The following is a 21,714-nucleotide window of genomic DNA, read 5'->3' on the forward strand; positions in this document are numbered from 1 at the left end:
ATTTGTACTATTTAAATTTAGTGATAATAAAAATCAATAACTACTTTTTCTTAAACCAATAGCGCTGATTTGTTCCCGATATCGTTTAAATTTACGAGTGATTTTATATTATTGAAAGTAACTAAAGCAATTTGTGTTAAGGCTTCGTTGGTAAAAAAGGCCTGATGTGCGGTAACCAAAACATTTGGAAAACTCATTAAACGCTGAATTGCATCATCCTGGATAATGTCTGCCGAAAGATCTCTGAAAAATAGTTTTTCTTCTTGTTCATAGACATCAATTCCCAAGTATCCTATTTTCCCTTCTTTTAAACCTTCGATTACGGCTGCTGTCTCAATCAGTCCTCCTCTGCTTGTATTGATGATCATAACGCTGTCTTTCATCATCGCAATAGAGTTCGCATTGATCACATGCTTGGTCTGATCGTTTAACGGGCAATGCAGTGAAATAATATCACTTTCTCTAAAGACTTCTTCTAAAGTTACAAATTGCACACCGTCTTTTTCCATTTCCGGATTCGATACGATATCGTACGCCAGCACTTTACAGCCAAATCCTATTGCGATTTTAGCAAATGCTTTTCCTATATTTCCTGTACCAATAATTCCGATTGTTTTTCCGAATAAATCAAAACCTAATAATCCGTTTAAGGAGAAGTTTTGTTCTCTAACTCTGTTGTAGGCTTTATGAGTTTTTCTGTTTAATGTCAGAATCATTGCCATGGCATGTTCTGCAACTGCCTGAGGCGAATAAGCCGGAACACGGCATACTTTTATATTGTTTCTTTTTGCTGCTTCTAAATCGACATTATTAAAACCGGCACAACGCAACGCGATAATTTTAACTTGTTTTTCTGCGAGCTGCTCTATTACTGACTCGTTTACAATATCATTTACAAAAACGCATACAATATCCGCATTCTCAATTAGAATTACAGTTTGCGGATTAAGCTGGGTTTCAAAAAAATCCAATTCAAAACCAAACTCATTATTGTGTTTATTAAAAAAGATTTTATCGTAAGGCTGTGTTGAAAAAAAGGCAATTTTATGTTGATGTGATGTAGAAGGTACATTCATGACAATTTGATTTGGTTGCTAATTTATAGGTTCTACTAAATTACGCAATTAATTCCGAACTTCATTTCTGACACCAACTTTGTGGCGCCAAAAATAGTCTGTCTTTTCTTATTTTACATCAAATTACTACGATCTGAATTTTAAATGATCTGTACTAAAAAGTAACCCGACACCGCTGTACGGATCTCTTTTTAAATCATAGAAGTTGTTTACTCCTGCCAGATCCTGATACAAATCTGAGATGATTTCAGAAGGCTGAAATCCATCGATGGTATGATCGATAATGGTATCTGCTACACAGGTCAGCTCTTTTGTAGCATTGCTTACGCCAATATTATTTCCGGTTTCCCAATCCCAGATAATCCAATTCCAATTGTGTTTTTTCTGAACACAATCCAACCACAAGTACGAAAGATTTTTGATTTTCAGCTTTCCTAAATCTTTTCCTTTCCAGTATTCAATACTTTCTATTATGGCTTGTATGGCAGCATCTGTTTGATCGTACACAAAATCAGAATTTGAGATTTTAATAATCTTGACAGCATCTGCGATTTTAGTATTTATTGTTTTTAACTCTTTTTCATTGGGTTCTCTTAAAAATGCAAATTCAATGTCTTGTCTTTCAAAAATAGTTCCTTTTGATGTTTCAAGCATTACAGCCGGAATACATTTTGTGTTTGCATTGGCGTCTAAAAATTCATTAGGATCAAAAGAAAAATTCTCGTCTTCATAAAAACCAGAAGAATAATTTTTCTCAATTTCTTTTATAAGCAGATAACTTTCATAATTAATATCCTGCTGTATTTGGTCTTCGTTTTGAATTCCACAAAAATAATCGGGCTGTAATAACCAATACAAGCAAAGTGCTGTTCCTTTATCCAGATGTTTTTGTTGGATTATCCATTTAAAAGGTTCTATTCCGTCATCATAATTCCAATGCTGTACAAATTGATGCAGTTCTGCAGCCGTTAGTTTTCGATAGGACATTTCATGATTTACTGCTTTTGAAACGCGGTTTTTATTTTTCTTGGTAAATATTTCTTCCATATTTTCTGCCCTATTGTTTTTAGATTCCTGAGATACTACAAATTTAAAAACCCTAAGTTATAAATGCCTTATAATTCGAAACTTTTACAACAAATTCAGGCGTTGCAGAAATATTTCACAGCTTTTACCCTGCTACATTCCAGTGTGTCAATTTGTTAAATAAATGATAATTCTGACAATGTGATTAAACCTAACGGATACGATGGTGTCTAAATGGTATAATCTTAAAAAAACGAATCATGAAAAAATTATTTATTGCGGCTTTATTATTCGTTGGAATAGTGAGTTTTGCACAAGACATCAATCAGAAATCAGGACGTGATCAAAGAGAAAAATTAACTCCGGAGCAACGTAATGAAAAACAATTACAAAAATTAACTTCTGAATTGAGTTTAGATAAAAAGCAACAGGATCAGGTAAAATCGCTTTTAGCAGAAAGAAGTGCTAAGGCAGAAAAATTCAGAGCTGAAAGAAAAGACAACACTGCGAAGCCTACTGCTGAACAAAGAGAATCTTTTAAAAAGCAAATGGAAACTGAAAAAGCAGCAAATGATGCTAAAATGAAGGCAATTTTAAATGCTGACCAATACACAAAGTGGTCTGCTTTGAAAAAAGAACACAAAGCGAGAGGTGATAAAGGAGATCATAAAAAAGGCGATCATAAAGATGATTTCAAAACACCACAAGAACGCGATCAGGCGCATTTGCAAAAGCTGACAACAGAACTTAGTTTAAACATTGATCAGCAAAAACAAGTAAGTGAGCTTTTATCTGACCGAAGCACCAAAATGGCAATGCTTAAAAAAAGCAGAGCAGAAAAAGGTACTGAACCAACTGCTGCAGAAAAAGAAGCCATGAGAAAGCAAATGAAGGAAGATCATAAAGCGAATGATGCTAAAATGAAAAGTATTCTAAATGCAGATCAGTACAAAAAATGGACAGCGCTTCAAAAAGAGCATAAAGACAAAATGAAAGGTCATAAAAAAGACAAAAAATAAAAAAAAGAGGCTTCGAGCTAATGTGTGGACACAAATTTATAGCGATCAGCATTAAACACGAATTGCACCAATTTTCACAAATCTATTCAAGTAAATTTTGGTTTATGTTATTGATTTCAAAAAATTAATTCGTGCCAATTCGTGAAATTCGTGTTGATTTTAAAACTGTACACACAGAGGCTTTCGAGCCTCTTTTTTATTATACTATTTTGGATCCAGAATCGCATCTATTCTTTTGATACAGTCTTCGTAATGGTATTTTGTTTCAGTGTTTATTCCGCCTGTTTTTGCAATAGCCAGCATTTTCTTTAATGCGGTTAATTCTCCACGTACTAATGCCCTAAGATCAGATTGATTAACATTGTAGTAAACAACAGAACGATCAGTCGGTTTTATTTCCTCCGTCATTAAATATTTCATTCTTTCAATATAGGCTCTTTGAAGATTTCTGCGGTAGATCGTAACGTTTACAATTGTCGCCGTTTCTTTCCAAATGCCTTTGCGAATGTCTTTAAAAAAATCTAATGCTTTGTACGTATCTGTGCCAAGAATTTCATTGTCCATTAATCGGCCAATACGACCTAAAGCCATCAAATTGTTTAATTGTCTTGCCTGAATACTTCTGAACTTCTCCGTATATCCTGCAAAATCTGTCTTTTTTAAGGTTGATAAATTTACAATCCACGTTGGTGAATTGAATGCATTTTTTTGCAGCCAGTTCATTGCTTCAACCTGTTTTGCTTGTGGAACTACCTCGTAAACATCTCCAGCCTGATTTGGCTTTTTGGTATTTTCGTAAATTCCCCCTACATTGGTTACAACATGCCCAACATAACGGCTCCAAGTGTCTAAAAACTCTTTATATAATTCGTCTAAATCATCATAATTATTGGTAACAGAACTCGTCCATTCGTTTAAATGTTTTGCTACGTATTCTAAATTTTTAAGCCCGTAGGTACTTGCTTTAACAGAGTTGTTTCCAATATCTTCTGTTTGCGAACTTGGATCAAAAGCGCTGCTTTGTTTTCCGAATTTATATACTGGATTTTCAGCTTTGTCTAAAATCCATTTTGCTAAGGTTGGGTTTTCATCTTCAGGAGATTTTACATCCGGAATTACTCTGTAGCCCCAATTGATCGCATAATCATCGTAAGCACCCATTTTACGAATAAAACGAATATTTTTATCTCCGGGTTGCGCAATATAATTAAAACGTGCATAATCCATAATACTGGCTGCGATACCATTTTCTTGCGTAAAAGTTCCATTTCTGTAACTTTCGACATCAAAAGCAGAACTTGCTGCCATATTATGCGGAAGTCCTAAAGCATGCCCTACTTCATGCGCAATTACCATTTGCATCATTTCTCCCATTTCTTCATCACTTGTTTGCAATGTTCTCGCTGTTGGATTTGCTGCACCGGTTTCTAGCAAGTATCTGTTTCTATACGAACGCAAATGATTGTGGTACCAAATGACATCACTTTCTATAATCTCGCCAGTTCTCGGATCCGAAACGCTTGGTCCCATTGCATTTCTGGTGGTACTTGCTACATAACGAATAACAGAATAGCGAATATCTTCAGGGCTAAAATCGGGATCTTCTTCTTTTGTGGGAGCATCTTTAGCAAGAATTGCATTTTTAAAGCCTGCTTTTTCAAAAGGTTTTTGCCATTCTTCGATTCCTCTTTTAATATATTTTCTTAGTTTTTCGGGAGTTGCCGGATCCAGATAATACACAATTGGTTTTATAGGTTCTACTAATTCTCCTTTCGCGTAAGCTTCAGGATCTTTTGGTTCTAATCTCCAACGCTGGATATAGGTTTTAAGGTCTGATTTTAATTCATTGCTTCCGTAATCGTATTGATCGACAGTAAACCAACCTACTCTGTTATCTGCCAATCTTGGTTTCATTGGAACTTCCGGTAATAAAATCATCGACTGATTCATCTGAATACTAATAGATTCTGTTTCCTGTAATACAGAAGGTTTCGAAGCATTGTATGTAAAATCCTGAGTAACTTCGATATTTAGCGGAAAGCTTTTTATCGTATTGATAAAACTTCTCGAATCGTCTAATCCTTTTACTTTGTAGGTTTCACGCATTTCTGCAGAAATTCCGCTGATTGCCTTTACATCTGTGCTGTAAAATTTAGTTACGTCAATTACTGTGTTTGAAGAATCTTTACTGAAGGCAACAATATCAAAAGCAAACAATGTAGGTTCGTAATTATTGGCTTTTACAGAGATACTAATCGGAAGCGAATCATTGGCGACAGCATTGTATGTTTTTGCTTTAATTAATATTTTATCCTGAAAACGCTGCCAGACTACAAGTTGTTCATTTGTCTCTGCTCCTGCATTTACATAACCTCCGCCTAAATTAGAAGGAAGTTTGGACAATCTGCTCACTAAAAGCATGTCTTTGTCTAAATATTTATTCGGAATTTCGAAGTAGTATTTTTTATCGACTTTGTGTACCGTAAAAAGCCCCTCATCTGAAATAGCGGCTTTTGTAATGACTTTGCTATATTCTTTTATACTGGATTCTGGTTTTTTCTCTGGCGGAGTTGTTACTGTTTCTTCTTTCTTCTTCGATTTCTCTTTTTTAGATTGAGCGAATTGAGCAGCAGGAAGCAATAGTAAAACTGCTGTCGCAACACAAATGAAAACTTTATTCATTTATAAGACGTTTAGTGATTAGTGAGCAACAAAAATAAATTTTTATTCCATTTCCTACAAACTATCTGCTGTTTTAAGATGCTAAATAAAAAAAGGCCTAAACTGAATTTTCAGAATAGACCTTTTGTCTTTATTATTTTCTATTTTTTAGAATGTTTTAGAAACTTTATCAATTGCATTTATAGTGAAATCTAAGTCTTCATACGTTAAGGCATCTGTAATAAACCAGGTTTCATAAGCCGATGGCGCAATGTAAACGCCTTCCTGCAATAAGCCGTGGAAGAATTTTTTGAATGTTTCATTGTCTCCTTTTGCAGCCGTTTGAAAATCAACTACCGGATTTGCATCAAAGTGAACAGAAATCATTGATCCTACTCTGTTTATGGTAAACGTAACATTGTTTGCTTTCAGTACGCGATCGATTCCTGCTTCTAAATAAGCTGTTTTTTCTTCTAAACGTGTAAATATTGCTCTGTCACTATCAAGGGCTTTTAACATTGCCAATCCTGCTGCCATTGCAAGCGGGTTTCCTGACAATGTTCCTGCTTGATAAACGGGTCCTAGCGGCGCTAAAAAGTTCATTATTTCAGCACGGGCAGCAAATGCACCAACCGGTAATCCTCCGCCAATAACTTTTCCAAAGGTTACGATATCAGCATTGATATTAAATAATTCCTGAACTCCTCCGCGAGCTAAACGGAAGCCTGTCATTACCTCATCAAAAATTAATAAAATTCCGTTTGCGGTACATAAGTCTCTTAATCCTTGCAAGAAACCTTGCTGAGGCGGAATACAACCCATATTTCCTGCAACCGGTTCGATAATGATTGCGGCAATTTCATTTTTATTAGCTTCGATTAATGTTTTTACATTTTCTAAATCATTGTATTTTGCTAATAAAGTATCTTTTGCAGTTCCTTCTGTTACGCCTGGGCTATTTGGAGAACCAAAAGTTACAGCACCACTTCCTGCCTGAATCAAAAATGAATCTGAGTGTCCGTGATAACATCCTGCAAATTTGATTATTTTATCTCTTTTTGTAAAGCCACGAGCCAAACGAATGGCGCTCATACAAGCTTCTGTACCTGAATTTACAAATCTAATTTTATCGATATTTGGAACCATCGAAACGGCTAAAGCTGCAATTTCAGTTTCTAATTCTGTTGGCATTCCAAATGAAGTTCCCAGTTTTGCTTTTTCAATCACAGCATCAACAACCGGCTGATAAGCATGACCCAAAACCATTGGTCCCCAGGAATTAATGTAATCAACTAATTTGTTTCCGTCTTCATCAAACAAATAAGCTCCTTTGGCACTTTTTACAAAAATAGGAGTTCCTCCTACCGCTTTAAAGGCTCTCACTGGTGAATTTACGCCTCCTGGGATTACTTTTTCTGCTTCAGCAAAAAGCTGACTACTTCTTTTATAGATCATTTTAGATTTCTGATTTTAGATTTTAGATTGCTGATATTTTCAACTTTATGACTTTTGACTTGCGACTTTATGACTTACTTAACTCTTAATCTCTGTCCGATAGAAATTGCATTATCTGAAAGGTTATTTTTTTGTTTTAAATCGTCAACTAATACGTTGAATTTTTTTGATATTGAATATAAGGTATCTCCTTTTTGAACTTCGTATAAAGAAGGATCGTTATAATTAGTATTATTCGATTTAGTACTTCCACTTCCTGTAGAGGTATTAACCAAAATAGATTTATCAGATGGTTTGTAATTTTTCCCTGTTACCAAACAATCGTATTGATGCAAATTATAACGTTCTATATAGCTGATTAATTTGTCGGGATAATTCGGATCTGTTGCATAACCTGCTGCGCGAAGTCCTTTTGCCCAAGCTTTGTAATCATCTACTTCATAAGTAAATAAGGTTGCATAACGGTTTTTACCTACTAAAAACAAGGCGTGATCGCGGTATGATTCTGAGGCTTCTGTGTATTTTCTAAAACATTCCTGTGCCGCATCATCGTCATGACGAACGGTTTCTCCAGTCCAGTCTTTGTGGCATTTGATTCCGAAGTGGTTGTTTGCTTCTTGTGCTAAATCACCTCTTCCTGCTCCGGATTCTAAGATTCCCTGTGCCAGAATAATACTTGCCGGAATATTATATTTCTGCATGTTACCCATTGCAATGTCTTTATACTGCAAAACGTAATCTGTGATTAAATTACTGGTTACAACTGTTTTTGAAGTAGACTGAATAACTTCTGTCTTATTATTGTTGCTTGGATATTTTTGGGCAACAGGTTTAGAATACGTTGCTTTTTTGGTGTTCGCTGTTCTTGTTTTCTGAATAGCTGCTGCTTTTTGGGTGGTTGCAATTCTAGGTTTACTAGCAGAGCAACTTGCTAAAGCAATGATTATAAAAAGGCCTATGATTTTTTTAAGCATTTGTTTTGAGTATTGGTAATTTTTTCTTCTTCAATTTTATATTCATTCCGTCAATGCCTTGCAATCCTCCGGTATGAATCAATAAAATATTTGAATGTGCAGGAAAATAGTTTTTATGTATTAAATCTATAACGCCAAAAACCATCTTTCCTGTATAAATTGGATCTAAAGGCACTTGATTTTCATCAAAAAAAGCATTGATAAATTCAATTAATTCTAAATTTATCTTCCCATATCCTCCAAAATGATAGTCAGAAATTAAATTCCAGTTATCTTTTTTTGCAAAAATACGAATTTCATCTTGTAAAAAGTCACCTTTTAACGCCGGAAACCCTAAAATTTTCTGATTCTCTGCCGCACTGTTGATCAATCCGGAAATTGTTCCGCCTGTTCCCACTGCACAACAAACATAATTAAAAACCGCATCGTCTGTTGTTAAAATTTCTTCACAGCCTTTTACGGCAAGTTCATTTGTTCCGCCTTCGGGCACTAAATAAAAGTCCCCAAATTGTGCTTTGAGCTTTTCGATAAAAGAAACATCACTTTTTAAACGATAGTCTTCTCTCGAAACAAACTCGAATTGCATGCCATTTTCCTGTGCAAATTTTAGCGTTGGATTCTGTTCAATTTTATTTGCAAGTTCATCACCCCGAATAATACCAATCGTTTTAAAGCCCTGCTCTTTTCCGGCATACGCAACCGCAGCAATATGATTGGAAAAAGCGCCTCCAAAAGTCAATAACGTTTTTTGATTCTGGGCTTTCGCTTCAAGCAAATTGTATTTTAATTTTCTGAATTTATTTCCTGAAACAAACGGATGAATTAAATCTTCACGCTTAATTGTCAGCGAAATAGCATTCGAAAAAGTAATATTTAGGGATTGATTAAAAACTGGATTCATTTTAATTTGATGTAATGCAGAAACTGAAATATTCTTCTGTTCCTGATATAATGTAAATCGGTTTCTTTTGTGTAAGCTTCTCTTTCAAAACTAATGTTTCGGTATGCTAAATCTTTGTTTTTATATTGAAGTAAACGAATTAAAAACTCAAAAACATACCAAATAAAAAACGGAAGTATCAGCATTTCCAGTTGTTGACGTAAATGTATTTTTTCATGATTGATAAATATTTTATTGGCTTTATTGACATCGTGTTTCATTACAATAAACGGAAACACGGCCATTCCGCTATATCCTTTTGGAATTAAATATTTAGCAACAATCAGAAACATGGAGTGTAAAATTTATAAATTTGTAGCTATAAAATTGTTCGATTTAAATAAAATCATAATTAAATATTCATATTTTTGATTTTATGTTTATTAAATCGAACGCGAAGCAGATTTATGAAAGAGCAAAGTAATGAAAATAAATTAATCGAAGGCGAAGATTTTTATTATACTCCCGAAGGTTACAAATGTTTTACCGAAAAACACCATTTAAAACGTGGTTATTGCTGTAAAAGCGGTTGTCGTCATTGTCCTTACGGGTATGATAAAAAAACAGGAAGAATAAATAAATCGTCTTAAAATTACAACACTATAAAATGAATGTTTTTATAACTAAAAATATACCGCAAGCCGGCATCGTATTACTTCAGGAAAAAGGAATCAACCTTACCATAAATCCTACAGAAAATATATTATCAAGAGAAGAGTTTATAAAAATCTGTAAAGAAAATGATGTGCTTCTGAATGTTGGCGCTAATAATTTAGATGAAGACTTTTTTCAACAATGTCCTAATTTAAAAGGGATCGCCTTATTTTCAGTTGGATTTGATGTTGTGCATATGCCGTCAGCAAATAGCCGAAAAATTCCTGTTGGTAATACACCTGATGTGCTAAGCAGAGCGACTTCAGATATTGCTTTTTTATTGATGCAAAGCGTTGCCAGAAAGTCATCTTATAATCACAAAAAAATTATAAACGGAGAATGGGGAAGTTTTAATGCATTAGAGAATTTAGGACAGGAACTTTACGGTAAGACATTGGGAATATTTGGCTTAGGCAGAATTGGCTTTGAAATGGCTAAGAAATGTAAAGCAGCATTTGGAATGAACATTATTTATCATAACCGATCTCATAACGAAAGTGCGGAATGTGAACTGGATGCTACTTTTGTAGATTTTGAAACCCTGCTTGCACAAAGTGATGTTTTGAGTATTCACTCTAATTATACGGAAGAAAATAACGAACTATTTAATAAAAACACTTTTGCTAAAATGAAACGCAATGCTATTTTCATTAATACAGCAAGGGGAAAATTTCATAATGAAGATGATTTGTTTTATGCTTTAAGTAATAATATCATTTGGGGCGCCGGACTCGACGTTACCAATCCGGAACCGATGTTACCAAACAATCCGTTGTTGTCTCTGCCAAATTGCTGTATTTTACCGCACATTGGTTCAGCAACTTCTGAAGCAAGAAATGCAATGGCTATTTGTGCAGCGCAAAACATAATCGCAGTTTTTGAAGGTAAAGAAATGCCTTTTGCTGTTAATTTTTAGATTGTTAGATTTTTAGACTTGCTTAGATTATTAGATTTTTTTTTCTAATAATTCGAAACAAACTTTTAAAACAGATTATTGGACTTTTAGATTTTTGGATCTTTTTTGTCTACTAATTAAATACAATCATTAAATAATTAAATAATATAAAATAGATCTAAAAAATCTAAAATCATCAATCTAAAATCTAAAATAATTCATGGATATTCTCTTGCGAAAATTTAGGATTAAGATCCACAAATCCTATCACAGGTCGGATATTCGTTATCCATAGTTTAATGTAATTCTGTGCCAATTCAAAAATTAGACAATTTACAGACAATTAAATTAGATGTTTAAAATTAAAATCTAAGAAGTCTAAGCAAGTCTAAAGATCTAACAATCTAAAATCTAAAAGAAAAAATGACTTTCCAAGAACAAATACAACAGGGAATTCCTTCAATATTACCTCCAAAAAAAGAATATGATCCGGCTATAAATCACGCTCCGAAAAGAAAAGAAATTCTTTCGGCAGAAGAAAAAAAACTGGCGCTAAAAAATGCATTACGTTATTTCGAACCACAGCATCATACTGAGTTAGTTCCTGAATTTTCAGCAGAACTAGAAACCTACGGACGTATTTATATGTACCGCCTACGTCCTGATTATAGAATGTACGCACGTCCGATTGATGAATATCCCGGAAAATCTTTGCAGGCAAAAGCGATTATGCACATGATTCAGAACAATCTGGATTATGCTGTGGCGCAACATCCGCATGAATTGATTACGTATGGCGGAAACGGTGCTGTTTTTCAAAACTGGGCACAATATTTACTGACAATGCAATATTTGTCTGAAATGACAGATGAGCAAACATTAACGATGTATTCAGGACATCCGATGGGATTATTCCCTTCTCACGCTGAAGCACCTCGAGTTGTCGTAACAAACGGAATGGTGATCCCGAATTATTCTAAACCGGATGATTGGGAAAAAATGAATGCTTTGGGTGTATCGCAATACGGACAAATGACGGCTGGAAGTTATATGTATATTGGACCTCAAGGGATTGTTCACGGAACCACAATTACAGTTTTAAATGGTTTCAGAAAAATAAAACAAAATCCGGAAGGAAATTTATTCGTAACTTCAGGACTTGGCGGGATGTCCGGAGCACAGCCAAAGGCAGGAAATATTGCCGGCTGCATAACGGTTTGTGCAGAAGTGAATCCAAAAATCACAAAAATTCGCCACGAACAAGGCTGGATTAATGAAATTGTAACTTCTACAGATGAATTAGTAAAAAGGGTGACTTCGGCGAAAGCCAATAAAGAAGTAGTTTCTATTGCTTATTTAGGAAATGTAGTAGATGTTTGGGAATGTTTCGACAAAGAAAATATTAAAATTGATTTAGGATCGGATCAGACTTCGCTTCATAATCCTTGGGCTGGAGGTTATTATCCGGTTGGTATTTCATTTGAAGAAGCTAACGAAATGATGGCTAATAATCCTGAATTATTCAAAGAAAAAGTACAGGAATCTTTGCGCAGACAAGCTGATGCTATTAATAAACATACAGTAAAAGGAACTTACTTTTTCGATTACGGAAATGCTTTTTTATTAGAAGCGTCACGTGCCGGAGCAGCTGTTATGGCAGAAAACAACATCGATTTTAAGTATCCTAGCTATGTTCAGGATATCATGGGACCAATGTGTTTTGATTACGGTTTTGGTCCTTTTAGATGGGTTTGTACGTCAGGCAAGCCGGAAGATTTGCAAAAAACAGATACTATCGCAAGTCAGGTTTTGGAAGAGTTGGCAAAAACGGCTCCAAATGAAATTCAGCAGCAAATGCAGGATAATATAAAATGGATTAAAGGTGCTCAGGAGAATAAACTGGTTGTGGGTTCACAAGCCAGAATTTTATATGCTGATGCTGAAGGCCGTATTAAAATTGCCGAAGCTTTTAATCAGGCTATTGCCAAAGGCGAAATTGGAACGGTTGTTTTAGGGCGCGATCATCATGATGTTTCAGGAACCGATTCTCCATACAGAGAAACTTCAAACATTTACGACGGATCTCGTTTTACTGCTGATATGGCGATTCAAAACGTAATTGGTGACAGCTTTAGAGGCGCTACCTGGGTTTCGATTCACAATGGTGGCGGTGTTGGCTGGGGAGAGGTTATAAATGGCGGATTTGGTATGGTTCTTGATGGTTCTAAAGAGGCTTCAAAGCGTTTAGCATCAATGCTTTTCTGGGATGTTAACAATGGTATTTCAAGACGAAGCTGGGCTAGAAATGATGAAGCAATTTTTGCTATAAAAAGAGCAATGGAAACACAGCCTTTATTAAAAGTTACTTTACCTAATATTGTGGATGAAAATCTGTTATAGCCTGTAAACAAGAACATTTAAATTTTAAATATATGAAAACATTCAAATTAGTGCCGGTTTTTCTGCTTTTGATACTAACTTCTTGCAGTTCTGTTAGTGTTTACTCTGATTATGATAAAAACGTAGATTTTGCTCCTTATAAAACGTATGCCTTTTTTAAAGCTGGAATTGATAAGGTTGAAATCTCTGATTTGGATAAAAGACGTATTCTACACGCCATTGATCAGCAAATGCAGGCAAAAGGTTTTACCAAAAGTGAGAATCCTGATTTATTAGTAAACATTTTTACAAAATCAAGAGAGCAGGTAAACGTAAACCAATTTAGCGCAGGATGGGGTTACGGTTGGGGATGGGGATGGAATCCTTTTATGATGTATGGAAACCAAACTCAGGTATCAACTTCTACGGAAGGAACTTTATTCATCGACCTGATCGATGCTAAAAAGAAAGAAATGATCTGGCAAGGTGAAGGAATTGCAACCTTAACTAAAAATCCGGATAAAAAAGACGCTAAAGTAAACGACATTGTAACTAAAATATTAGCGCAATATCCGCCAGTAAAAAAATAATTAATACATTTGTTTTTTCCAAACAATAAAAGATGTCCAACTTAAACAGCATTATTATCGCTATTAACATTATTGCAATTCAGCAATAATGGCGAGGTGTTATATAAATAAGTAAACAATATACAATTTATTAAACCTCCCAAATCGGGAGGTTTTTTTATTTTTAAAATTATCAATATCATGAATCTATTAAACGATGTCCTTGCCGCCAAAAAACAACTCGAAAATGTAGTTGCCGCTACGCCACTTACACAAAACTTAAACCTTTCAGAAGAGTTTAAAGCCACTATTTTGCTAAAGCGAGAAGATCTGCAAATTGTGAGATCCTATAAAATTCGAGGTGCTTACAACAAAATTTCATCTCTGAACGAAGCTGAAAAAGCAATCGGAATTGTATGCGCAAGTGCAGGAAATCATGCTCAGGGTGTTGCTTATTCGTGCCATCTTCTACAAATAAAGGGTAAAATTTATATGCCGAAAACAACGCCAAAACAAAAGGTTAAGCAAGTACAATTGTTTGGCAAATCTTTTGTTGAAATTGTGCTTACAGGTGACACGTTTGATGATGCGTATGCCTCGGCAACGGCAGATGCTATTAAGAATCATAAGATATTTATTCATCCTTTTGATGATGTTCATGTTATTGCAGGACAAGGAACTGTTGGCTTAGAAATTTTAGAAAATTATAGAGAACCAATCGATTACGTTTTTGTTCCGATTGGTGGTGGTGGCCTTGCTTCCGGATTATCTGAAGTTTTTAGACAACTAAGCCCAAATACTAAAATTATTGGCGTGGAACCAAAAGGTGCTCCTTCGATGAAAACGTCTATTGAAAACAATAAAAACACTCCGCTAACGAACATTGATAAATTTGTAGATGGAGCAGCCGTAAAACAAGTTGGTGATCTGACTTTTGAAATTTGCCGAAACAATCTGGCAGACATTGTTTTGGTACCGGAAGGTAAAGTATGTACTACTATCCTTCGTTTATACAATGAAGAAGCTATGGTTGTAGAACCTGCTGGAGCTTTAACCATTGCAGCACTGGATTTGTACAAAGACAAAATAAAAGGTAAAAACGTAGTTTGTGTCGTAAGTGGAAGTAATAACGATATCGAGAGAACTGCGGAAATAAAAGAACGCTCTTTGCTTTACGAAGGATTGATGCATTATTTTATGATTCAGTTTCCGCAACGTCCAGGTGCTTTAAAAGAATTTGTAAACAACATTTTAGGCCCTGACGATGATATTACCTATTTTCAGTTTGCTAAGAAAAACAGCCGCGAAGTAGGTTCTGTAGTGGTTGGATTGGAATTAAAAAACAAGAAAGATATCAAGTCTATTAAAATGAATATGGTAGAAAATGGTTTTGAGTTTCAATATCTAAATGAAAATCAGGATTTGTTTACGCAGCTAATTGGCTAAAATTAAGATTGTTGTATTTTCACACTTCTTCACTGGCAAAAAATTAAATATCAAAATTTGCTAAAGATGATAAATGTCAGAAAGAATAAAAGATCTTATATTGTATTTTTACGCTTCACTTTTAGATCAAAAATATGACAACACTTAAAGATATATCGAATATAGAAGACATAAAAATAATGGTGGATACCTTTTATGCGAACGTTAGAAAGGATAATCTTCTGGGGCCGATTTTTAATGATAAACTACAAAATCGCTGGGCTGAGCATTTAGAAAAAATGTATGGTTTTTGGCAAACTATTTTGTTTGATGTGCGCGCTTATTCCGGAACGCCTTTTCCACCGCACAAACAATTACCGGTAGAAAAGACTCATTTTGACCGCTGGATTATGCTTTTTAATACCACAATAGATGCTCAATTTGCAGGTCCGCTAACTGAAGAAGCTAAGATGCGTGCTACCAACATGGCGCACATGTTCAATCATAAAATTGACTATTTCAGAAACCAGGATAAAGCGCTGTAATTATTTGACTATCGCTTTTCCGTTTTTGTACTTACTTTGTCCGTCTTCCCAAACCTCATATTCTAAAGCTGCTTTAAATGTTGCCGGATTTGCTCCCACCACCTTGGCATTTTTATAGTAAACATTTTTAGCATCTTTAGAATATTCTTCCGATAAGACTTCGAAACTCGAAAGATCAGCAGCATCTATTTTTTTACAATTGTAATAAACACCATTCTTATCCTTTGAAAAAGTATTGTTTAATGTTTCGAAAGTATTCACATCAATTTCAGGATATTGTACACCTTTACTAATCAAAATATTGTTTACTGCTATTGTCCAGTAATCAATCTTTTTAATGTCTGTAATAGCATCAAACTGAGAAAGTTCAAATTCGTCTTTTGTGAAAGCAGAAACTATTGAATTCCCAATCTGAGCATAGGTTTCGTTTATCGCATGAACTTCGCCTTCCGGTCTTTTATTTTTCTGAATCACCTCATCTACCTCAATCATGTTCTGCCCTTCCCCACGGTAACTAATGATTGCATAAACAAAATTAGCATCTACAGCAATGGCGTCATTTACTGGTCTGAAAGTTTCAGCATCACCTTTTATTTTTTTGTTTTTATAATAAACAGCATTAGCATCTTTAAACCATTTATTTATTCTATAATCTTTAATTGATGGATCCAACAATTGATAAGTTTTTGGATCAGCACCATCGATAACTTCTAATACATCTGCTTTTTTACTATGTATGTTATAGACATGATCTTTGTCTTTGATAATACCTTGCTCATCTATTTGAAATGTAGCGTGATCAACTTCTTGCTTATGTCCTTTCCAATATACATTGCTTTTATCTTTTCCGAAATCTTCATTCAAAGCCTCAAAAGAAGCAACATCTGCATCAGATTCAAAATAGCCCAATTCAAACCAATTTCCCATTGGCGAAAACACAATTATATTTTTTCTGTAGTGATGAAAATAAGAGTTTGAAACTTTTAGATTTACCGGATCTCCAATTTTGAAGAAAAAAAACCTGATACTTAAAACAAGGACAAGAATGACTGCTGCGATGATAAAAATAATTTTCATATAACGTCTAAAATGGTATTTTGTTCGGAATGATACTACTTTGTAAAACTAAGTAATTTTATTTTTATTATGAATCTCTTTTTTTAATTGAATGATAAGTCGCTATGTATTTTTGATTGCTAATTGTCTTTACACAAGATTATTTTTTAATCAGATTTTTTTGGGTAATTTTTAAATTATTATTTTCTAAAAAACTATTTTTGACGAAAATAATTTTATCATGAATATAATTAAAGCAATTTTATCTTTCATTATTTCCTTTTTCATTTTCAATAACGCTCAGGTACAAACCGTTAAATCTTTTTTGTACAAAGGAACTATTGATGGAGAAACAGCGGTAACTTTTTATATGAAAGCAGCAGAAAATCCGCATAGCGATGCTCTCTTATATACTTCTATGTATCGTTTAGACAAATCCGATGAGTGGATACCACTAGATACAACTCAGAACAAAAAAAATAAAAGCGAGTTTCTGTTAGTCGAAAATGGTTTTACAGGTGTTATGATTTTAAATCAGGAACAAAATATGCTAAAAGGTTTATGGATAAGTCCCGATTGTAAAAAACAGCTAAAAACAGAGCTGAGAAAAGTAAACATGTCGATCAATGAAATAGAATTTTATGAAGATCGGATTGATCGTATACAGCATGAAAAAAAGTATTGCTGAAGCATCTTCAAAAAAAACTTCTGCTAAAACTGCAATAAAAAACAGCCTGCAATAAAAATATTGTAAGTAATAGCAAAAAATAGGACTGTAAATTCGTAATTTTACATTCTTAATCTACAACGTTTTCGAAATGAATGCAAGTATTGAAACAAATCCGTTATTAGAGCGATTGCCTAAACATTTAAAGCAATTTATTAAACCTCAGGATTATGGCGATTATACGCCCATAAATCAGGCGGTTTGGCGATACGTGATGCGTAAAAATGTAGATTATTTATCGAAGGTCGCACACAGCTCTTATCTGGAAGGTTTACGCAAAACAGGAATCGAAATCAATAACATTCCGAGTATGTATGGTATGAACCGAATCCTGACTGAAATTGGCTGGGCTGCGGTGGCTGTTGACGGTTTTATTCCGCCTAATGCTTTTATGGAATTTCAGGCTTATAACGTTTTGGTTATAGCATCCGATATTCGTCAGTTAGAACATATTGAATATACGCCTGCTCCGGATATCATTCACGAAGGTGCAGGGCATGCTCCTATTATTGCCAATCCTGAATATGCAGAATATTTGCGCCGTTTTGGAGAAATTGGATGCAAAGCCATTTCTTCATACAAAGATTATCAGATGTATGAAGCGATCCGTTTGCTTTCGATTTTAAAGGAAGCTGAAGATACTCCACAAGAAAAAATAGACGAAGCAGAAAAAGCAGTTGCCGATTTGCAAAACAATATGGGCGAATTATCAGAAATGGCTCAAATTAGAAACTTACACTGGTGGACTGTAGAATATGGTTTAATAGGAACTGTTGATGATCCTAAAATATATGGTGCCGGATTGCTTTCTTCAATTGGTGAAAGTGCCTGGTGTATGACCGATAACGTCAAGAAAATACCGTACGATATTTCGGCTGCCAATCAAAATTTTGACATTACGAAGCTGCAACCTCAACTTTATGTAACACCTAATTTCTCGCATTTAAGTTTGATTCTGGAAGAGTTTGCCAATAAAATGGCTTTACGTACAGGAGGACTTTCGGGAATTCAAAAACTAATACATTCTAATGCTTTAGGAACAATTGAATTGAGCACAGGTTTGCAAGTTTCCGGCGTTTTCACCAATGTAATTGAAGATGAAGGAAAACCTGTTTACATTCAGACTACCGGAAAAACAGCTCTTTCGTATCGTGAAAAAGAATTAGTTGGACACGGAACGCTAACACATCCGGAAGGTTTTGGAAGTCCGATTGGAAAACTAAAAGGATTCAATTTAGCGATTGAAGATATGAGTCCAAAGGATTTACAAGCCTACAGCATTGTAGAAAACGAAACTGTAAAATTAGAGTTTGAAGGAAATATTATTGTTGAAGGAGAAATCATTACAGGTTCAAGAAACCTGCATGGTGAAATCATTTTAATTAGCTTTAGAAATTGTACCGTAAAACATGGCGAAACTGTTTTGTTTCAGCCAGAATGGGGAAATTACGATATGGCGATTGGAAAAAAAGTAGTTTCGGCTTTCTCAGGTCCTGCTGACATTAATAGTTTTGACTTGATCGATAACGTTCCCAAAACAACTACAATCAAAGCCAAACACTCCGACGAACGTGATGATTTAGAAATACTTTACCAAACAGTTCGTTTGATCAGAGAGAATAAAGATGCTCCATCTGAACTTAAGCCGGTATTCGAAAAACTTAAAGCAAATCATGCTAAAGATTGGTTATTAGCAGTTGAAATAGTAGAGCTATTAGAAGCCTCAAACGAAAAACAGCTTTTGCAGGAAGTAATGGTTTACCTCGATCAATTAAAACAAAAACGCCCCGAAATTGCTCATTTAATTTCCGGTGGATTGGATTTGATTTTTGATTCTTCTTCGACGCAGAGACATTAGGGAGTATAGTAGCACGAATAGTCTGTTATTTCAGAAAGAACAGAAAGGAGTATAGAAAATCCGTAAAAATCCGCGTTTTCGCATAGCGAATCCGTGTCATCGGCGTATTATTAGAATGCAAAGTCAATTACAAGATAGAGAAAAGAACCTTAAAACCTTTGTCCCTCTGTCCCTTTGAACCTCTACTTTACAATTTCAAATCCTGATTCAAATCGGTTTCCGATTCTATTTCTTTTCCGTTGTATTGCAGCTTCCAGCCCATTGTGTTGGTTAGAATCAAAATTTTAGACAATTCACTAATTAGTCTGTTTTGAGCATTGGTTTTAAGAGAAGATTTGTCGATTTTTTTAGCCAGATTGGCTTTTACTGATTTGTTGATTTTATTATAATCATCACCTGTAAACGGATTTAATTTACTTTGCTCGACATCATAAAATTGAATATCAGGATTGATCGTGATTTCTTCTTTTGGAATGTTTAAAATCGTAATGGTTTTGTTCTTCTCGTCGATATCGTATTTCATTTTATGCAAATCATACGCTACAGTTACGTTTGCATTTACAACAATAAGCGCTTTTTTCTCAAAAGAAACCATATCCATCAAATATTTCTGTTGGTTTTTATAGGTTAGAACTTCCGAAAAATGACCTTCGGTAACGACTAATTTTCCAACGTTTAGAATTTGCTGTTGAATCAAGTTGGTGTTATAATCGATAGTAGAATCGTCTTCTTTCTTAAATTCACAGTATTTAAACGCCAAAACTATTGCAATTACAACTACGGCTACAACTAAAATTCTTTTGAGTATATTTTGCATTCCATTTATTTATTAGAGCAATTTAGTTCTTTTTTTCAAAAGCCTGATTAAAATTTCGCTACGAATACACGAATTCATTAGGAAGTTGGTTATAATATAAATTGTAAGCAAAATTCGTAATTCGCAGCGAATTAATTCTAAAAAGGATATCCAATTGCAATATTCAATATCAGATTATCTTTTCTCCACGGACCGCTTCCAAAATCGATTTTATCGATTACCCATTTCTCACCATCTGGCAAATAGGGTTTTCGCAGTGGAAAAGCTAAATCAGTTCTCAAAACCAGAAAAGATAAATCAAAACGCAATCCTGCTCCCGCTCCAACGGCAATATCGTTCATGAAATCTTTGCTTATTTCTGCTCCTGGTTTATCGGGATCTGCGTTTAAAAGCCAAATATTTCCGGCATCTACAAATACGGCACCGCGGACAATGCTAAAAAGCTTTGCACGATATTCGGTACTAAATTCCAGTTTTAAATCTGCTGATTGATCCGGCAAATAAGTACTTGTTGTGGGTTCTGCTAAAAAACTTCCAGGACCTAATGTCCTTGCTCTAAAGGCACGAATACTGTTCGTTCCTCCTACTACAAATTGTTTAGAAGTTGGTAAAACAGTCGAGTTTCCATAAGCAAATCCGGCACCTACAATAAGTCTGCTGGCTAATTCGCTATCTCTTCCCAGTTTTAAATAATGTCTTAAATCGGTTTTAATTTTTATGTATTGACTAAACGGAACATCAAATATATTAACCGTTTTATCTTTTTTGATGTTTGCTCCCGTTATTAAACCTGTTATATTTCCGGCAAGGTCTAATTCTCCATTAAAATAGAAGGTATTTTTTTTACGCTTTTGCATCGTGTTCGTAAACGTATAAGAATAAGTCGGACCAAAGATCAACTGCTTTTCAATTACCCTTCCCAATGCCGAATTTTTATCTATATCTGCCAGATATTCGGGCGTTACATTATTCGGACTTACATAGGTAACATCCAGTACATTTAACTGGTGTTCTTTTCTGATGTTTTCTTTCCACAAATAACCAAATGATGCATTAAAAGAATTCAATGAATACAGCTGTGTTCTGTTTTGATATTCGTAGCGTAAAGTCGCTTTTGTTCTGGGAACAAATCCGCTTGAACCTTCAAATTTAAAGGGCGCTATAAATCTTGGCCATGTCAAACTGGTTTCTGCTCCGAGTTTGTAAATATTATTGCCTTTATTTTGTCCTGCCAACTGAAAATCAGCACCTCCAAAGATGGAAACCGTCAGTAACTCCGCACCTTTAAATAAGTTTCGGTTGTTCCAGTTTACATTTATTTCTGTTCCTGTATAACTTGCTGAATTGGTTTTACCCAATACCTCAACACGAATAAACTTTTTAGGTAAAAGCGTTAAATAGTAATAGGAATCTAACGTGTTTTTTAAACTATCTGAAGCTCTGAATTCATTTTTTACAAAATTAAATGTTCCTAAATTCACGAAACGATTCAGCGTAAGATTATGATCTTGTCTAGTATACAGATCTCCTTTTTTAAAATAAATCGTTCTGTCAAAAACCCTTGGATTAAAGGTGTTCGCGGTATCTATAATCGTGAAGTCTTTGTATTGTACAATATCTTCCTTTTTGTATCGCACG

19 protein-coding genes are annotated in these 21,714 nt (G+C 34.6%); 9 read left to right on the forward strand and 10 right to left on the reverse strand.

What is annotated here, in order from left to right:
• Positions 1-50 precede the first annotated feature (50 nt).
• Together B0A66_RS21940 and B0A66_RS21945 are read right to left on the reverse strand one after the other, a co-directional pair.
• Complete coding sequence (locus B0A66_RS21940) at positions 51-1,076, reverse strand: 2-hydroxyacid dehydrogenase (RefSeq protein ID WP_089051977.1); 1,026 nt, start codon at positions 1,074-1,076, stop codon at positions 51-53.
• A 126-nt stretch (positions 1,077-1,202) separates the two neighbouring features.
• Positions 1,203-2,123, reverse strand: a complete 921-nt coding sequence (locus B0A66_RS21945; RefSeq protein WP_089051978.1) for a DUF4274 domain-containing protein — start codon at positions 2,121-2,123, stop codon at positions 1,203-1,205.
• A 239-nt stretch (positions 2,124-2,362) separates the two neighbouring features.
• Here B0A66_RS21945 and B0A66_RS23175 point away from each other — a divergent pair, with 239 nt between their 5' ends.
• Positions 2,363-3,121, forward strand: coding sequence for a hypothetical protein (locus tag B0A66_RS23175; protein WP_244283575.1), 759 nt, complete (start codon positions 2,363-2,365; stop codon positions 3,119-3,121).
• 204 nt (positions 3,122-3,325) lie between these two features.
• Here the strand turns inward: B0A66_RS23175 and B0A66_RS21955 are convergent, their stop codons facing one another.
• The 5 genes from B0A66_RS21955 to B0A66_RS21975 form a co-directional block, all read right to left on the reverse strand.
• The gene (locus tag B0A66_RS21955; RefSeq protein ID WP_089051979.1) at positions 3,326-5,803 is read right to left on the reverse strand and encodes a zinc-dependent metalloprotease; all 2,478 of its coding nucleotides are present in this window, start codon (positions 5,801-5,803) and stop codon (positions 3,326-3,328) included.
• 147 nt (positions 5,804-5,950) lie between these two features.
• Positions 5,951-7,237 (reverse strand): glutamate-1-semialdehyde 2,1-aminomutase, encoded by a 1,287-nt coding sequence (gene hemL / locus B0A66_RS21960; protein ID WP_089051980.1) that lies wholly within the window; start codon positions 7,235-7,237, stop codon positions 5,951-5,953.
• A 74-nt stretch (positions 7,238-7,311) separates the two neighbouring features.
• Complete coding sequence (locus tag B0A66_RS21965; protein WP_089051981.1) at positions 7,312-8,211, reverse strand: glucosaminidase domain-containing protein; 900 nt, start codon at positions 8,209-8,211, stop codon at positions 7,312-7,314.
• Positions 8,204-9,112, reverse strand: a complete 909-nt coding sequence (locus B0A66_RS21970) for a 1-aminocyclopropane-1-carboxylate deaminase/D-cysteine desulfhydrase (protein ID WP_089051982.1) — start codon at positions 9,110-9,112, stop codon at positions 8,204-8,206. The genes B0A66_RS21965 and B0A66_RS21970 overlap by 8 nt, the downstream gene beginning before the upstream one ends.
• Positions 9,109-9,444 carry a hypothetical protein gene (locus tag B0A66_RS21975; RefSeq protein ID WP_089051983.1) on the reverse strand — a complete coding sequence of 112 codons (336 nt, stop codon included), beginning with the start codon at positions 9,442-9,444 and terminating at the stop codon, positions 9,109-9,111. The genes B0A66_RS21970 and B0A66_RS21975 overlap by 4 nt, the downstream gene beginning before the upstream one ends.
• 114 nt (positions 9,445-9,558) lie before the next feature.
• Here B0A66_RS21975 and B0A66_RS21980 point away from each other — a divergent pair, with 114 nt between their 5' ends.
• From B0A66_RS21980 to B0A66_RS22005, 6 genes are all read left to right on the forward strand, one after another.
• Positions 9,559-9,741, forward strand: a complete 183-nt coding sequence (locus tag B0A66_RS21980; RefSeq protein ID WP_089051984.1) for a DUF5522 domain-containing protein — start codon at positions 9,559-9,561, stop codon at positions 9,739-9,741.
• 17 nt (positions 9,742-9,758) lie between these two features.
• The gene (locus tag B0A66_RS21985) at positions 9,759-10,721 is read left to right on the forward strand and encodes a 2-hydroxyacid dehydrogenase (RefSeq protein ID WP_089051985.1); all 963 of its coding nucleotides are present in this window, start codon (positions 9,759-9,761) and stop codon (positions 10,719-10,721) included.
• Positions 10,722-11,123: 402 nt separating this feature from the next.
• Entirely contained in the window at positions 11,124-13,100 is a 1,977-nt protein-coding gene (locus B0A66_RS21990) for a urocanate hydratase (protein WP_089051986.1), read from the forward strand.
• A 32-nt stretch (positions 13,101-13,132) separates the two neighbouring features.
• Positions 13,133-13,669: a DUF4136 domain-containing protein gene (locus tag B0A66_RS21995; protein WP_089051987.1), complete on the forward strand. Its 537-nt coding sequence runs from the start codon at positions 13,133-13,135 to the stop codon at positions 13,667-13,669.
• 180 nt (positions 13,670-13,849) lie between these two features.
• Entirely contained in the window at positions 13,850-15,094 is a 1,245-nt protein-coding gene (gene ilvA / locus B0A66_RS22000) for a threonine ammonia-lyase IlvA (RefSeq protein WP_089051988.1), read from the forward strand.
• 134 nt (positions 15,095-15,228) lie between these two features.
• Positions 15,229-15,618 carry a group III truncated hemoglobin gene (locus B0A66_RS22005; RefSeq protein ID WP_089051989.1) on the forward strand — a complete coding sequence of 130 codons (390 nt, stop codon included), beginning with the start codon at positions 15,229-15,231 and terminating at the stop codon, positions 15,616-15,618.
• On the opposite strand, the gene B0A66_RS22010 is transcribed toward B0A66_RS22005, so the two are convergent.
• Positions 15,619-16,695 carry a DKNYY domain-containing protein gene (locus B0A66_RS22010; RefSeq protein ID WP_089051990.1) on the reverse strand — a complete coding sequence of 359 codons (1,077 nt, stop codon included), beginning with the start codon at positions 16,693-16,695 and terminating at the stop codon, positions 15,619-15,621.
• Between the two features lie 220 nt (positions 16,696-16,915).
• Here B0A66_RS22010 and B0A66_RS22015 point away from each other — a divergent pair, with 220 nt between their 5' ends.
• Positions 16,916-17,362 carry a hypothetical protein gene (locus B0A66_RS22015; RefSeq protein ID WP_244283577.1) on the forward strand — a complete coding sequence of 149 codons (447 nt, stop codon included), beginning with the start codon at positions 16,916-16,918 and terminating at the stop codon, positions 17,360-17,362.
• Between the two features lie 130 nt (positions 17,363-17,492).
• The gene (locus B0A66_RS22020) at positions 17,493-19,259 is read left to right on the forward strand and encodes an aromatic amino acid hydroxylase (protein WP_089051991.1); all 1,767 of its coding nucleotides are present in this window, start codon (positions 17,493-17,495) and stop codon (positions 19,257-19,259) included.
• Positions 19,260-19,446: 187 nt separating this feature from the next.
• Here B0A66_RS22020 and B0A66_RS22025 read toward each other — a convergent pair whose 3' ends face one another.
• Both B0A66_RS22025 and tamL read right to left on the reverse strand, forming a co-directional pair.
• Complete coding sequence (locus B0A66_RS22025; RefSeq protein ID WP_089051992.1) at positions 19,447-20,076, reverse strand: DUF4230 domain-containing protein; 630 nt, start codon at positions 20,074-20,076, stop codon at positions 19,447-19,449.
• Between the two features lie 137 nt (positions 20,077-20,213).
• Positions 20,214-21,714: translocation and assembly module lipoprotein TamL (tamL, locus tag B0A66_RS22030; protein ID WP_089051993.1), on the reverse strand; the 1,501-nt coding region annotated here is incomplete at its 5' end.

This window comes from Flavobacterium hercynium (assembly GCF_002217285.1).
GTDB lineage: Bacteria > Bacteroidota > Bacteroidia > Flavobacteriales > Flavobacteriaceae > Flavobacterium > Flavobacterium hercynium.

What these genes read in the sequence shown, in the direction of transcription:
- B0A66_RS21940 (WP_089051977.1), bottom strand. Translation starts at nt 1,076, where the DNA reads ATGAATGTACCTTCTACATCACATCAACATAAAATTGCCTTTTTTTCA.
- B0A66_RS21945 (WP_089051978.1), bottom strand. Translation starts at nt 2,123, where the DNA reads ATGGAAGAAATATTTACCAAGAAAAATAAAAACCGCGTTTCAAAAGCA.
- B0A66_RS23175 (WP_244283575.1), top strand. Translation starts at nt 2,363, where the DNA reads ATGAAAAAATTATTTATTGCGGCTTTATTATTCGTTGGAATAGTGAGT.
- B0A66_RS21955 (WP_089051979.1), bottom strand. Translation starts at nt 5,803, where the DNA reads ATGAATAAAGTTTTCATTTGTGTTGCGACAGCAGTTTTACTATTGCTT.
- hemL (WP_089051980.1), bottom strand. Translation starts at nt 7,237, where the DNA reads ATGATCTATAAAAGAAGTAGTCAGCTTTTTGCTGAAGCAGAAAAAGTA.
- B0A66_RS21965 (WP_089051981.1), bottom strand. Translation starts at nt 8,211, where the DNA reads ATGCTTAAAAAAATCATAGGCCTTTTTATAATCATTGCTTTAGCAAGT.
- B0A66_RS21970 (WP_089051982.1), bottom strand. Translation starts at nt 9,112, where the DNA reads ATGAATCCAGTTTTTAATCAATCCCTAAATATTACTTTTTCGAATGCT.
- B0A66_RS21975 (WP_089051983.1), bottom strand. Translation starts at nt 9,444, where the DNA reads ATGTTTCTGATTGTTGCTAAATATTTAATTCCAAAAGGATATAGCGGA.
- B0A66_RS21980 (WP_089051984.1), top strand. Translation starts at nt 9,559, where the DNA reads ATGAAAGAGCAAAGTAATGAAAATAAATTAATCGAAGGCGAAGATTTT.
- B0A66_RS21985 (WP_089051985.1), top strand. Translation starts at nt 9,759, where the DNA reads ATGAATGTTTTTATAACTAAAAATATACCGCAAGCCGGCATCGTATTA.
- B0A66_RS21990 (WP_089051986.1), top strand. Translation starts at nt 11,124, where the DNA reads ATGACTTTCCAAGAACAAATACAACAGGGAATTCCTTCAATATTACCT.
- B0A66_RS21995 (WP_089051987.1), top strand. Translation starts at nt 13,133, where the DNA reads ATGAAAACATTCAAATTAGTGCCGGTTTTTCTGCTTTTGATACTAACT.
- ilvA (WP_089051988.1), top strand. Translation starts at nt 13,850, where the DNA reads ATGAATCTATTAAACGATGTCCTTGCCGCCAAAAAACAACTCGAAAAT.
- B0A66_RS22005 (WP_089051989.1), top strand. Translation starts at nt 15,229, where the DNA reads ATGACAACACTTAAAGATATATCGAATATAGAAGACATAAAAATAATG.
- B0A66_RS22010 (WP_089051990.1), bottom strand. Translation starts at nt 16,695, where the DNA reads ATGAAAATTATTTTTATCATCGCAGCAGTCATTCTTGTCCTTGTTTTA.
- B0A66_RS22015 (WP_244283577.1), top strand. Translation starts at nt 16,916, where the DNA reads ATGAATATAATTAAAGCAATTTTATCTTTCATTATTTCCTTTTTCATT.
- B0A66_RS22020 (WP_089051991.1), top strand. Translation starts at nt 17,493, where the DNA reads ATGAATGCAAGTATTGAAACAAATCCGTTATTAGAGCGATTGCCTAAA.
- B0A66_RS22025 (WP_089051992.1), bottom strand. Translation starts at nt 20,076, where the DNA reads ATGCAAAATATACTCAAAAGAATTTTAGTTGTAGCCGTAGTTGTAATT.